13 protein-coding genes are annotated in these 12,254 nt (G+C 72.5%); 7 read left to right on the top strand and 6 right to left on the bottom strand.

The window, feature by feature from the left end:
- The first annotated feature begins 36 nt into the window (after positions 1-36).
- Genes AC3RJ7_RS06435 through dprA form a run of 3 tightly spaced genes read left to right on the top strand, consistent with a single transcriptional unit; the run spans position 37 to position 3,181 of the window.
- Entirely contained in the window at positions 37-393 is a 357-nt protein-coding gene (locus tag AC3RJ7_RS06435) for a YraN family protein (protein WP_491454974.1), read from the top strand.
- A complete protein-coding gene (locus AC3RJ7_RS06430) occupies positions 393-1,928 on the top strand; it encodes a YifB family Mg chelatase-like AAA ATPase (RefSeq protein WP_491454973.1) in 1,536 nt (511 codons plus the stop codon). The genes AC3RJ7_RS06435 and AC3RJ7_RS06430 overlap by 1 nt, the downstream gene beginning before the upstream one ends.
- Positions 1,925-3,181 carry a DNA-processing protein DprA gene (dprA, locus tag AC3RJ7_RS06425; RefSeq protein ID WP_491454972.1) on the top strand — a complete coding sequence of 419 codons (1,257 nt, stop codon included), beginning with the start codon at positions 1,925-1,927 and terminating at the stop codon, positions 3,179-3,181. Before AC3RJ7_RS06430 ends, dprA begins: the two co-directional genes overlap by 4 nt.
- A gap of 59 nt (positions 3,182-3,240) precedes the next feature.
- On the opposite strand, the gene AC3RJ7_RS06420 is transcribed toward dprA, so the two are convergent.
- The 5 genes from AC3RJ7_RS06420 to AC3RJ7_RS06400 all read right to left on the bottom strand — a co-directional run bounded on the left by AC3RJ7_RS06420 (position 3,241) and on the right by AC3RJ7_RS06400 (position 6,162).
- Positions 3,241-3,564, bottom strand: a complete 324-nt coding sequence (locus AC3RJ7_RS06420) for a DUF2469 family protein (protein ID WP_022891843.1) — start codon at positions 3,562-3,564, stop codon at positions 3,241-3,243.
- Between the two features lie 6 nt (positions 3,565-3,570).
- Positions 3,571-4,257 (bottom strand): ribonuclease HII, encoded by a 687-nt coding sequence (gene rnhB, locus AC3RJ7_RS06415; protein WP_491454971.1) that lies wholly within the window; start codon positions 4,255-4,257, stop codon positions 3,571-3,573.
- The gene (lepB, locus tag AC3RJ7_RS06410; protein ID WP_491454970.1) at positions 4,257-5,006 is read right to left on the bottom strand and encodes a signal peptidase I; all 750 of its coding nucleotides are present in this window, start codon (positions 5,004-5,006) and stop codon (positions 4,257-4,259) included. The genes rnhB and lepB overlap by 1 nt, the downstream gene beginning before the upstream one ends.
- Positions 5,007-5,088: 82 nt before the next feature.
- A complete protein-coding gene (gene rplS, locus AC3RJ7_RS06405; protein ID WP_244853740.1) occupies positions 5,089-5,436 on the bottom strand; it encodes a 50S ribosomal protein L19 in 348 nt (115 codons plus the stop codon).
- Between the two features lie 216 nt (positions 5,437-5,652).
- Positions 5,653-6,162, bottom strand: a complete 510-nt coding sequence (locus AC3RJ7_RS06400; RefSeq protein WP_491454969.1) for a hypothetical protein — start codon at positions 6,160-6,162, stop codon at positions 5,653-5,655.
- 86 nt (positions 6,163-6,248) lie between these two features.
- On the opposite strand from AC3RJ7_RS06400, the gene map reads away from it, so the two are divergent.
- Entirely contained in the window at positions 6,249-7,016 is a 768-nt protein-coding gene (gene map, locus AC3RJ7_RS06395) for a type I methionyl aminopeptidase (protein WP_491454968.1), read from the top strand.
- Between the two features lie 21 nt (positions 7,017-7,037).
- On the opposite strand, the gene nirD is transcribed toward map, so the two are convergent.
- Positions 7,038-7,388: a nitrite reductase small subunit NirD gene (gene nirD / locus AC3RJ7_RS06390; RefSeq protein ID WP_491454967.1), complete on the bottom strand. Its 351-nt coding sequence runs from the start codon at positions 7,386-7,388 to the stop codon at positions 7,038-7,040.
- A gap of 253 nt (positions 7,389-7,641) precedes the next feature.
- On the opposite strand from nirD, the gene nirB reads away from it, so the two are divergent.
- The 3 genes from nirB to AC3RJ7_RS06375 are packed head-to-tail and all read left to right on the top strand — an operon-like array spanning position 7,642 to position 12,139.
- A complete protein-coding gene (gene nirB, locus AC3RJ7_RS06385) occupies positions 7,642-10,242 on the top strand; it encodes a nitrite reductase large subunit NirB (RefSeq protein WP_491454966.1) in 2,601 nt (866 codons plus the stop codon).
- Positions 10,239-11,012 (top strand): uroporphyrinogen-III C-methyltransferase, encoded by a 774-nt coding sequence (gene cobA, locus AC3RJ7_RS06380; protein WP_491454965.1) that lies wholly within the window; start codon positions 10,239-10,241, stop codon positions 11,010-11,012. Before nirB ends, cobA begins: the two co-directional genes overlap by 4 nt.
- Positions 11,009-12,139, top strand: a complete 1,131-nt coding sequence (locus AC3RJ7_RS06375; RefSeq protein WP_491454964.1) for a uroporphyrinogen-III synthase — start codon at positions 11,009-11,011, stop codon at positions 12,137-12,139. The genes cobA and AC3RJ7_RS06375 overlap by 4 nt, the downstream gene beginning before the upstream one ends.
- Positions 12,140-12,254 lie beyond the last annotated feature (115 nt).

Here is a 12,254-nt window from a genome sequence, read left to right as displayed (position 1 = left end):
TCCGACGGTCGACGCTGGGCTGCGGAGGTGGTGCCGATGAGCCACAACACGGAACTGGGGCGGCGCGGCGAACGGCTCGCCGCCGAGCACCTGGAGGCGGCGGGCATGACGGTCGTCGATCGGAACTGGCGCTGCGCGTTGGGCGAGCTCGATCTCGTCGCGAGAGCCGGCGCGACCCTCGTGTTCGTCGAGGTGAAGACCCGCTCGGGCGAGGGCTTCGGCCACCCGTTCGAGTCGATCACGCCGCGCAAGCTCGCGCGGTTGCGGCGGCTCGCGGCCGCCTGGTGCGACGAGACGGGCTCGCACGCCGACCTGATCCGGATCGATGCGGTCTCGGTCCTCGCACCGCCCTCGGGCGCCGTGCTCGTCGAGCACCTCGAGGGGGTCGCCTGATGTCGGTCGCCCGCACCCGCTCGGTCGCGCTGCTCGGGCTCACCGGCTCGATCATCGAAGTCGAGGCCGACCTCTCGTCCCAGCTCCCGGCCGTGGTCATCATCGGACTGCCCGACGCGGCGCTCGGCGAGGCGCGCGACCGCGTCCGCTCCGCCGCCAGCAACGCCGGGTGCCCGCTGCCGACGCGCCGACTCACGGTGAACCTCTCCCCCGCGGCGCTGCCCAAGCACGGGTCGGGGTTCGACCTGGCGATCGCGCTCGCGTGCCTCGGCGCGGCCGGCGAAGTGCCGGCCGCGTCGATCGACCGCGTCGTGCACCTCGGCGAGCTCGGACTCGACGGGCGCCTCCGCCCGATCGACGGCATCCTCCCGGCGGTGCTCGCAGCGGCGCGGGCGGGGCACGATCTCGTCATGGTGCCGAGCGGGAACGCCGCCGAGGCGGCGCTTGTGCCCGGGGTGCGCGTCGTCGGCGTCGCCTCGCTCTTGGAGGCGGCGATCTGGCACGGCGCCGCGTACGAGCCGCGCGACATCGAACCCGTGCTCGCCCCGGCCGCCGACGAGATCGCGGCCGAGCCGCCCGGCGACCTCGCCGACGTCGCCGGCAACACCGACGCCGTCGACGCGATGCTCGTGGCCGCGGCCGGCGGCCACCACATCTCCCTCCTCGGCCCACCCGGCGCGGGCAAGACCATGCTCGCGGCCCGGCTTCCCGGCCTGCTCCCCGATCTCGACGCCGACGCCGCGCTCGAAGTGGCCTCGATCCGTTCGCTCGCCGGCCTCCGCCCGAACGGGTCGCTCTCGTTCCGTCCGCCGTTCGAGGCGCCGCACCACACCGCGACCGCAGCCGCGATCGTCGGCGGCGGCAGCCGTCTGATCCGCCCCGGGGCCGCCGCCCGGGCGACCCACGGCGTGCTCTTCCTCGACGAGGCGCCCGAGTTCCCGCGAGCGGTGCTCGACGTGCTCCGCCAGCCCATCGAATCGGGCACGATCTCGATCCACCGAGCGAACGCCGTGGCCACGTTCCCTGCGCGCTTCCAACTCGTGCTCGCCTCGAATCCGTGCCCCTGCGGCAACGCGGGCACGAGCGAGTGCACGTGCGCGCCGATCGTCCAGCGGCGATACCTCGCGCGGCTCTCTGGACCGCTGCTCGACCGCATCGACCTGCAGTTGCGGGTGCCGCGGATCACGGTCGCGGCGATGCGCATGGGCGGCGACGGGCCCACGGTCTCGACGGCCGAGGCACGGCGTCGCGTCACCGAGGCGCGGCTGGCGGCGACCGAGCGGCTGCACGGAACACCGTGGCGCACCAACGCGCAGGTGCCCGGCCCCTGGTTGCGCGGTGCCGGGCGGCTGCATCCCGGCGGGCGGGCGACGAAGGGCATCGATCGCATGCTCGAGCTCGGCGTCATCACGATGCGCGGCTACGACCGCATCCTCAAGGTCGCATGGACCCTTGCCGACCTCGCCGGCGCCGGACGTCCCGAGGCCGAGCACGTCGGGCGTGCCAGTTTCTTCAAGACGGGAGTCGAAGCATGACCGCCATCCGTTTCACCTACGTGGACCCGACCGTCTTCGATGCCGTCCGTGCGTGTCCCGGCGATCGTGACGAGCGCCGCGGCGACGCCGAAGCGAGGGCGCTCCTCGGGTTCCTGTCCGAACCCGGCGACGCGGTGCTGGGCAGGGCAGTGTCCGCGACCGGCGCGCACACCGTCGCCGCACTCGTCGCGGACGGCGCTCCGGCATCGGCCCTCGTCGAGGTGCTGCGGCGAGACGGCGAAGCCGCGACCGTCCAGTCCGCCGCACAGGCGCTGGGACGGTGGCGGCCCCGCCTCGACGACGAGGCGTTCGCCCGCTCGCTCGAGCAGGCGGCGAGGGTCGGCGCCCGGCTGCTCGTGCCCGGCGACCCGGATTGGCCCTGGCGCGTCGACGACCTCGGCGCCGCGGCACCGCTCTCGCTGTGGGTGCGGGGTCGTCCGGGCGCCCTCGTCGAGTCGCCCGCGACGATCTCGCTCGTCGGAGCCAGGGCGGCGACCGGGTACGGCCAGCACGTCACTGCGGAGGCGTCGGCCGGGCTCGTCGACCGCGGGTTCACGATCGTATCGGGCGGCGCGTACGGCATCGACGGCACGGCGCACCGGGCTGCCCTCGCGAGCGACGGCACGACGGTCGCGTTCCTGGCCGGGGGCATCGACCGCTATTACCCCAGCGGGCACGAGGCCCTGCTCTCGCGCATCGCCGAGACCGGTGCCGTCTACTCCGAGGTCGCGTGCGGCACGTCGCCGTCGAAATGGCGCTTCCTGCAGCGCAACCGCTTGATCGCCGCGACGGGCGACGCGACCGTCGTGCTCGAAGCCGGACTCCGGTCGGGCTCGCTCAACACCGCGGCGCACGCGAGCGAGCTCGGGCGGCCGCTCGGGGCCGTGCCCGGCCCGGTCACGAGTCCGGCCTCGGCGGGCTGCCATCGGCTGTTCCGCGAACGGGACGCGACGTGCGTCGTCGATGCGGCCCAGATGGCGGAACTCGCCTCGGGCATCGGTGCGACCATCGGCGAGACCGGAACCCCGGGCGGTCGCCGCTCGATGACGGCGGCAGCAGCCGAACCGACCCACGACGGGCTGCGCGTGCTCGACGCGCTCAGCACGCGGGCCGCCCGCGGCGTCGACGACCTCGCGCGCCGAAGCGGCATGGCGCCCGGGCACGTCATGGCGACGCTCGCCGAACTCGAGGTCGAGGGTCACGCCCGACGCGACGCCGGAGGACTCTGGACCCGCCGCGTACTGCGCCGATGACCAGCCCGTCCGGCCGTGCGGGTGCCCGCGCGCGGAGGCGGCTTCGCCCGCCGCTCGAGTCACTCGTCGAGTGCGAGCTCCTTCGGCAGCTCGAATTCGCGGGTCGCGAGCTCCTCGACGTTGACGTCCTTGAAGGTGAGCACCCGAACGCTCTTCACGAAGCGGTCGGCGCGATAGACGTCCCATACCCAGACGTCCTTCATCGTGAGCTCGAAGTAGAAGTCGTGCTCGGTGTCGCGGCGAACGAGTTCGACCTCGTTCGCGAGGTAGAACCGTCGCTCGGTCTCGACCACGTACTTGAACTGCGAGACGATGTCGCGGTACTCGCGGTACAGGGCCAGTTCGACCTCGCGGTCGTAGTCTTCGAACTCGTCTTCATCCATCGCGAATCATCCTACGCCGAGGTCGAAGAGCGCCGGCGCCTCGGGCTCCCGCTCGTGCAGCCACGTGCGACGGTGCAGCTCGCTCGGCCCGTGCTCGCCGATCGCGGCGAAGTGGGCACGGCTCGAGTACCCCTTGTTCTCGTCCCACGCGTACAGCGGGGTCGCGGCGTGGGCCAGCCGCATGCCGCCGTCGCGGTGCACCTTCGCGATGACCGAAGCCGCCGCGACCGAGGCGCAGTCGCGGTCGGCCTTGATGCGGGTGCGCACCCGCGCCCGGTACTCGATCGCGGGGCTCAGCCAGTCGTGGTTGCCGTCGAGGATGAGCGGAGCGCCACGCGTCGCGAGCGCGAGGTCCGCCGGCAGCGCCGCGAGCGCGCGGGCGCCGGCGAGGCCCAGGCAGGCCATGATGCCGAGCGCGTCGATCTCGTTCGCCGTCGCCTCGCCCACCGCCGACGCCATGACCCAGGCTGCGGCTCGCGGCGCCATCGCCTCGCGCCGCGGCTCGGTCATGAGCTTCGAGTCGCGCAGTCCGGTCGGCATGCGCCGGACCGTCGGATCGATGACGACCAGCCCGACCGTGACCGGCCCGGCGAGTGCGCCGCGCCCGACCTCGTCGCACGCGAGCACGAATGGCGCGCCCTCGTCGAACAGCTCGCGTTCGAGCTTGAGGTTCGGGATGGCCTGCTTCGGCATCAGCCGCCGCCTTCGTCGACGCCCTCGAACACCTGCGGGTAGTTGTCGAGCCATGACCAGTGCGAGATCGGCCAGCTCACGACGAACGCGCGACCGACGACGTTCTCGATCGGCACGAATCCCTCGAGCGGCGTATCCGCGTTGTAGCGCGAGTCCTTCGAGTTGTAGCGGTTGTCGCCCATCACCCAGAGGGAGCCCTCGGGCACCGTCTCGTCGAAGTCCACGGCGGAGACCTTCGTGTCGCCGGGAGGCAGGTAGACGTACGGGGACTCGTCGAGCGGCACGCCGTTGACGCTCATCTGGCCGAGCGCGTTGCAGCACTCGACGTGGTCGCCCGGCAGCCCGATGACGCGCTTCACGAGATGGTCGTTCGAATCGGGCGCGCTCAACCCGACGAACGCCATGAACCAGTCGACGGCCGCCACGAGCGGCGGCTGCTGCACCTCGGGCCTGGCCGGCAACCAGCCGCCGGGATCCTTGAACACGACGACGTCGCCGCGGGCGATCGGCGTGACCTCGGGCACCAGCTGGTTCACGATGATGCGGTCGTCCTTCACGAGCGTCTCCTCCATCGACTGCGATGGGATGAAGAACGATCGGATGAGGAACGTCTTGATGAGGAACGAAACCAGCACCGCCACCACGAAGATGACGAGCAGGTCCCTCAGGAAGAGGAGGACGCTGCGCTGCCTGCGTGCCGATGCCGTACCCGCGCGATCTGCGCGCGTGGTGGTGTCTTCTTCTGTCATTTAACCGCCCGAGCTCCCCACCAGTCTATGGTGGGGAGCTCGGTCGGAAGTTCGCGGCCGGCCGCGATTCGCGCGTGCCGGATCAGGCGTCGCGCTTCTCCTTGATCTTCGCCTTCTTGCCGCGGAGCTTGCGCAGGTAGTAGAGCTTCGCGCGACGCACGTCACCGCGGGTCACGACCTCGATGTGGTCGATGACCGGCGAGTGCACCGGGAACTTGCGCTCGACGCCGACCTGGAAGCTGACCTTGCGGACCGTGAAGGTCTCGCGGACGCCCTCGCCCGAGCGGCCGATGACGACGCCCTGGAAGACCTGGATGCGCGAGCGCGTGCCTTCGATGATGTTCACGTGGACCTTGACGGTGTCGCCCGCGCGGAAGTCGGGGATGTCCGACCGCAGGCTCGCCGCGTCGACATGGTCGAGGATGTGCATGATGATTCGCTCTCTGCGCCCGCCACCGGTCGAACGCGGATCTTGATGGGAAAGTGTCTGGTGCCGCCTCGCACGGTGACCGTGCGTCGCATGCTCCCCGGAGGCAGAGTCGTCGGCAGGATCACTCCTGCAGCGGCACAATCCTCTATTGTGCCATGCCGACGGCCCGACAGCCAAAGCGGCGAGACGGATGCCTCGGAGACGCCGGGACCGCGATCAGTCGCGGACCTCGTGGATGATGATGACGTCGCCTTCGCCGTCGTCGAACGGCGGGCGCCGCCCCGAGGCATCCCCGCCGGTCGCACCCCCGCGCTGCTCGGCCGCGAGCCGCTCGAACTCCGCCATCGACGCATTCATGCGCTTCGCACCGTCGCGAACGAGCTCCCACAGGACGATCCAGAATGCCGCGATCGCACCGATCACGGCGAGGAGCCCGAACACGCCGCCGACGGCGGTGTAGAACCCCGTGCCGATGATGGCGGCGTGCCAGGCGCCGAGCACGGCGACATCCGTCCACGAGACGGCACGCTCGCGGCGCACGGTCGGCCGTGCGTTCACGAGGAGCGCGACGACCCCGAGCGTGAGGAACGCGATCGGCACCGTGATGACGAGGCCGAGCGTGCCCCATCCGCCCGAGCCGAAGATCGCCCACCCCACGAGCAGCCACACCGGCAGCGCGATGATCGCGATGAACTGCCAGCGGTAGAAGAGGCGCCGGATGAGCATGTGCCAAGGCTAATCCCGCCCGGCTGCGAGCGCGCCGGGTGTTCACTCAGGGCGGAGCCGACAGAATGGACTCGGAGAGGATGAGCGTGATCGAACTGAGGACCCCCGCCGAGATCGAGGAGATGCGGCCCGCCGGCCGTTTCGTCGCGAGCGTCATCGAGGCGACGTCGAAGGCCGCGGCCGTCGGCGTCAACCTGCTCGAGCTCGACGCGCTCGCGCACGAGATGATCCGCAAGGCCGGCGCGGAGAGCTGCTACATCGACTACCACCCGTCGTTCGGAGCGAGCCCGTTCGGCAAGGTCATCTGCACGTCGGTCAACGACGCGGTGCTGCACGGTCTCCCCCGCGACTACAAGCTCCGCGACGGCGACCTGCTGAGCCTCGACTTCGCCGCATCGGTGAACGGCTGGGTCGCCGACTCGGCCCGCTCGATCGTCGTCGGTACGCCGCGCGACGCAGACCTCCGGCTCATCGAGACGACCGAGCGGGCACTCGCCGCCGGCATCGCCGCCGCCCGCCCCGGCAATCGCATCGGCGACATCTCCCGGGCGATCGGCGACGTGGCGAAGGCCTCGGGCTACCGCGTCAACACCGACTTCGGCGGGCACGGCGTGGGTCGCACGATGCACGGCGACCCCCACGTGCCGAACAGCGGTCGACCCGGTCGCGGCCTCCCGCTGAAGCCCGGCCTCGTGATCGCGATCGAACCGTGGTGGCTCGAGACGACGGACGAGATCTTCACCGACCCCGACGGCTGGACGCTGCGCAGCACCGACGGCTCGCGCGGTGCGCACTCCGAGCACACGATCGCGGTCACCGAGGGCGACCCGATCGTGCTCACCGCCCGCGACTGAGCTGTTCGAGCGGCGTCGGGCTCAGACCTCGAGCTCGACCTCGATCATGCCGCCGACGATGCGGGTGCGGTACGTGCCCAGCGCGAGCGAGCCGTCGGTGAAGCACTCCCCCGTTCCGAGGTCGTAGACCTCCTTGTGCAGGGGCGAGGCGATCGTCGGGCGGTCGCCGCGCGAGCCGACGATGCCGCGCGCCATCACGGGAGCGCCCGTGTGCGGATCGTGGTGGTCGACGGCGTACACCTCGCGCTCGTCGAGCCGGACCAGCGCGATCTGGTGGGATCCGTGCAGGGCGACCTCGCCCCAGCCGGGTTCGAGGTCGTCGACCTCGCAGGTCGCCAGCCAGGCGGTCGTCGGTTCGATGGCGATGGACATCGCGGGCTCCTCTCGTCGGCGGTCGGCGCGACGTGCGCACCGGACGGCACGGATGCGACGCGCCGGCTGCTGTGCGTCGACCGTAGTCGCGGGCTGTTTCGCCGCCCCGCCCCTCCGTGTTTCGCGATCGTGAATCGCACCTCACATCGGCCCGTCGCCGTCGTGCGACGGGCGTGCCGGCTGGTTACCGCGCCGTAACAACGCCGAAACGGCCCCTTCCTACGCTCGCCTCAATCGAGCCCGGGGAGGCAGCATGACCGAGAACAGCCGCGCCAGCGTGCGCGACGTCGTGATCGTCGGCGGCGGGCCTGCGGCGCACCGCCTCGCCGACAGCCTGCACGCCCGCGACGCGGACGGGTCGCTCCGCGTCACCGTCGTCGGCGAGGAGCGCCACGCGCCGTACGACCGCGTCGCCCTGAGCACGCGACTCGCGGATGCCTCGGCCGACCTCACCCTGGAGCCGTCGACCCTGTGGGGCGACGCAAGGATCGAGCTCGTCGTCGACGACCGCGTCGTCGCCGTCGACCCCGCCGCGCGCACGGCGACGACCGCGGCCGGACGGGTGCTGCCGTGGGACGAGCTCGTGCTCGCGACCGGTTCGAGTGCGCCGGTGCCGGATCTTCCGGGCGCCGAGCACGCCCGCGTCTACCGCACGATCGACGACGTCGACGCACTCGTCGCCGAGACCGCGACGATCGCCCGGGAGCGCGGGCGTCCCGCGCGGGTCGTCGTCGCCGGCGGCGGGCTGCTCGGCCTCGAGGCGGCGGGCGGGCTCGCCGCGCTCGGCGCGCACGCGGCGGTCGTGCACTCGGGCGGCTGGCTCATGTCGGCCCAGCTCGACGAGGGCGCGGGGCGCGCGCTCGGGAGGATCATCGCGGGCCAGGGCATCGGCCTGCATCTCGGCACACGGCCGTCGAGCGTCGTCGTCGACGACGGCGCCGTCGTCGGCGTCGAACTCGCGAACGGCAGGCGCATCGACTGCGACGTCGTCGTCTTCGCGATCGGCATCACCCCGCGCGACGAGCTCGCCCGCGACCTCGGCCTCGAGCTCGGTCCGCGCGGCGGCGTCGCCGTCGACACCTCGTGCGCGGCATCCCTGCCGAACGTCTGGGCCATCGGCGAGGTGGCGAGCTTCGAGGGCCGCTGCACCGGGCTCGTCGCCCCGGCGAACGCGATGGCCGAGGTCGTCGCCGACCGGCTGCTCGGGGGGACCGCCGAGTTCACGACCGTCGACGACGCGACGAAGCTCAAGCTCTCGGGCGTCGACGTCGCGAGCTTCGGCGATGCACTCGCACGGACGGCGCACTCGCTCGAGATCGTCTACGCCGACCCGGCACGCGGGCTCTATCAGAAGCTCGTCATGACCGACGACGCCAAGACCCTGCTCGGCGGTGTCTTCGTCGGCGACGCGGCCCCGTACTCCTCGCTCCGGCCGCTGCTCGGCACGGAGCTCTCGTCCGAGCCCGCGGCCTACCTGTCGGCGGCCGGCGTCGAACCGCCCGCGGGCGACGAGCTGCCGGCCGGCGCACTCGTCTGCGCGTGCAACAACGTCACCGCGGGCACGATCCGCGACGCGATCGCGGGCGACGGCCACGGGCCCGGCTGCGCCGAGCTCGGCGAGCTCAAGGCCTGCACGCGGGCCGGCACCCAGTGCGGCTCGTGCGTGCCGCTCGTGAAGAAGCTGCTCGAGTCGGAGCTCGTGAAGGCGGGCGTGACCCCGTCGCGCGCACTGTGCGAGCACTTCGAGCTGAGCCGGCAGGAGCTGTTCGAGTCGATCCGCGTGCTCGGACTCACGTCGTTCGACGAGATCGTCGAACGGCTCGGCGCCGGGCGCGGCTGCGACGTCTGCAAGCCCGTCGTCGCCTCGATCCTCGCCACCCAGCACGGGTCGTACATCCTCGACGGCGGGCGCGGCGGCCTCCAGGACACGAACGACCGCGCGATGGCGAACATGCAGAAGGACGGCACCTACTCGGTGGTGCCGCGCATCCCTGCCGGGGAGGTCACCCCCGAGAAGCTCGCCGTCATCGCCGAGGTCGCGATGGAGTTCGGCCTCTACACGAAGATCACGGGCGGCCAGCGCATCGACCTGTTCGGGGCGCGCCTCGACCAGCTGCCCGACATCTGGCGCCGCCTCGTCGACGCCGGCTTCGAGTCGGGGCAGGCGTACGGCAAGGCGCTGCGCAACGTCAAGAGCTGCGTCGGTTCGACGTGGTGCCGGTACGGCGTGCAGGACTCGGTCGCGATGGCCGTGCGCCTCGAGCTGCGCTACCGGGGCCTGCGCTCCCCGCACAAGCTCAAGTTCGGCGTCTCGGGCTGCGCCCGCGAGTGCGCCGAGGCCCGGGGCAAGGACGTCGGCGTCATCGCGACCGACGCGGGCTGGAACCTCTACGTCGGCGGCAACGGCGGGTTCCAGCCGGCGCACGCGCAGCTGCTCGCGAGCGATCTCGACGACGAGACGCTCATCCGGTACATCGACCGGTACCTCATGTACTACATCCGCACCGCCGATCGACTGCAGCGCACCGCGCGCTGGATGGAGGACCTCGAGGGCGGGATCGACCACGTGCGCGAGGTCGTCGTCGACGACTCGCTCGGCCTCGCGGCCGAGCTCGAGGCGGCGGTCGCGGCCCACGTCGATCACTACGAGGACGAGTGGGCGGCGACCCTCGCCGACCCCGAGCGGCTCCGGCGGTTCCGCTCGTTCGTCAACGCGCCGGGCACGCCCGACCCGTCGATCGCACGCGTGGCCGAACGGGACCAGTTCCGGCCGGCGACGCCCGAGGAGCGCGCCGACGGGCGGGCCGTGCTCGTCGCGGGATCTCGGATCCCCGTGCGGGAGGGCGCACGATGACCGGCCGGGTGACGATCGTCGGCGGCGGTCCGGGCGCGATCGACCTGCTCACCGTTCGCGCCACGAGGGCGCTCGCCGACGCCGACGTCGTGCTCTACGACCGGCTCGCCCCGCACGACGAGCTCTCCGGCCTCGCCCCCCGGGCGCGACTCATCGACGTCGGCAAGCGCCCGGGCCACCACGCCGTGCCGCAGCACGAGATCGAGGCGATGCTCGTCGAGCACGCCGCATCCGGTGCGCACGTCGTCCGCCTGAAGGGCGGCGACCCGTACGTGCTCGGTCGCGGCGGCGAGGAGGTGCTGGCGTGCCACGCCGCCGGCATCCCCGTCGAGGTCGTGCCCGGCGTCACGAGCGCGATCTCGGTGCCCGCGTCGGCGGGCATCCCGCTCACGCACCGCGGGGTGAGCCACGCGTTCACCGTCGTCTCGGGCCACGCGCCGCTCACGGACGACGAACTTCGCCACCTCGCCGGGCTCGGCGGCACCATCGTCGTGCTCATGGGCATCGGCACGCTGCCGTCGCTGGCGGCGGGCCTGGCCCGGCACGGGCTTCCGGCGAGGCATCCCGTCGCCATCGTCGAACGCGGCTGCACCCCGACGCAGCGCACGACGCTCGGCACCCTCGGCGACCTCGTGTCGACCGCGGCCCGTGCCGGTGTCGCGTCGCCCGCCGTCGTGGTCGTCGGCGAGGTGGTGCGCCTCGCCCACGACGGCGACGCGAGCGCCGCCGAGCTCATGGACCGCGCGGCACGCTGGTCGGTGGTCGCATGACGGACGCCTCGGACTGCGCGCCGGGCTTCCGGCCCGACCAGCTCGCCGGATTCCGGATCGGCGTGACGAGCGATCGCCGCGCGGGCGACCTGATCGACGCCCTCGCACGCCGCGGCGCGCAGGTGCTCCACGCACCGACCCTGCGCATGGCGAACGCGGTCTCCGACGATCCGGTGATCGCCGACACCCGGGCGATCATCGCCGCCCGCCCGGACGTGCTGCTCGCGACGACCGCGTACGGGGTGCGGCGCTGGTTCGAGGTGGCCGACGCCGCAGGGCTCGGTGAGGAGCTCGTCGAGGCGCTCTCCGCCACCGACATCCTCGTGCGCGGGCCGAAGGCGCGCGGCGGCATCCGCGCGGCCGGTCTCGGCGACGTCGGCATGAGCGCCGAGGAGACGACCGAGTCGCTCGTCGACGAGGTGCTCGAGCGCTATCCGCCTGGGCTCACCGTCGCGGTGCAGCTGCACGGCTTCCTGCAACCCTTCCAGCTCGAGCGGCTGCACGAGGCGCACGCCCACGTGCTCACGGTCGAGCCGTACCGGTGGGTGGAGACCGACGCCGACGACGACCGAGTCGACCGGCTCATCGATGCGGCCTGCTCGGGCGGCCTCGACTGCATCACCTTCACGAGCGCGCCCGCCGTTCACGCGCTCTTCGGTGCCGCGGAGGCGCGCGGGCGGTACGACGAACTCGTCGACGCGATGTGCGGCCCCGTCGTCGCCGCGGCCGTCGGCCCGGTGACGGCGGCCCCGCTCGAAGACGCCGGGATCACGCCGATCCAGCCGGAACGCTACCGGATGGGCGCGCTCATCCGCCTCGTCTGCGAGCACCTCGAGCAGTCGCGCGTCATCCGCCTCGACACCCGGCACGGACCGCTCGCGCTCCGCGGGTCGGTGCTCGACATCCACGACCGCCGGGTACCGCTCGCTCCCGTCGCGCTCGCGCTCCTGCGCGCGCTCGTCCTCGCCCACGGCGCGGTCGTGGCGCGCGACCGGCTCGCCTCGGGGCTGCCCGGCACGACCGACCCGCACGCGCTCGAGGTCGCGCTCAGTCGCCTGCGCCGCACGATCGGCGTGCCCGGGCTCATCACGACCGTCGTCAAGCGGGGCTACCGCATCGACGTCTGACCGCCCTCACACGGCCGCACCGCACGGGTGAGCAGGTCGAGACGCGGCGTTCACGACCGCAGCGACCGGCCGAAACACCCGCTCATTAGCGTCGACGTCACGAACCCCGACCGCA

It is taken from the genome of Agromyces solani, from assembly GCF_058349925.1.
This window is presented reverse-complemented; position numbering and strand designations above follow the sequence as displayed.

Bases quoted from the DNA above. Each gene is read 5' to 3' on its own strand.
- AC3RJ7_RS06400 (WP_491454969.1), bottom strand. From the start codon at position 6,162: ATGCTCATCCGGCGCCTCTTCTACCGCTGGCAGTTCATCGCGATCATC.
- rplS (WP_244853740.1), bottom strand. From the start codon at position 5,436: ATGCACATCCTCGACCATGTCGACGCGGCGAGCCTGCGGTCGGACATC.
- dprA (WP_491454972.1), top strand. From the start codon at position 1,925: ATGACCGCCATCCGTTTCACCTACGTGGACCCGACCGTCTTCGATGCC.
- AC3RJ7_RS06420 (WP_022891843.1), bottom strand. From the start codon at position 3,564: ATGGATGAAGACGAGTTCGAAGACTACGACCGCGAGGTCGAACTGGCC.
- AC3RJ7_RS06375 (WP_491454964.1), top strand. From the start codon at position 11,009: ATGACGGACGCCTCGGACTGCGCGCCGGGCTTCCGGCCCGACCAGCTC.
- nirB (WP_491454966.1), top strand. From the start codon at position 7,642: ATGACCGAGAACAGCCGCGCCAGCGTGCGCGACGTCGTGATCGTCGGC.
- lepB (WP_491454970.1), bottom strand. From the start codon at position 5,006: ATGACAGAAGAAGACACCACCACGCGCGCAGATCGCGCGGGTACGGCA.
- AC3RJ7_RS06430 (WP_491454973.1), top strand. From the start codon at position 393: ATGTCGGTCGCCCGCACCCGCTCGGTCGCGCTGCTCGGGCTCACCGGC.
- AC3RJ7_RS06435 (WP_491454974.1), top strand. From the start codon at position 37: ATGAGCCACAACACGGAACTGGGGCGGCGCGGCGAACGGCTCGCCGCC.
- cobA (WP_491454965.1), top strand. From the start codon at position 10,239: ATGACCGGCCGGGTGACGATCGTCGGCGGCGGTCCGGGCGCGATCGAC.
- rnhB (WP_491454971.1), bottom strand. From the start codon at position 4,257: ATGCCGAAGCAGGCCATCCCGAACCTCAAGCTCGAACGCGAGCTGTTC.
- nirD (WP_491454967.1), bottom strand. From the start codon at position 7,388: ATGTCCATCGCCATCGAACCGACGACCGCCTGGCTGGCGACCTGCGAG.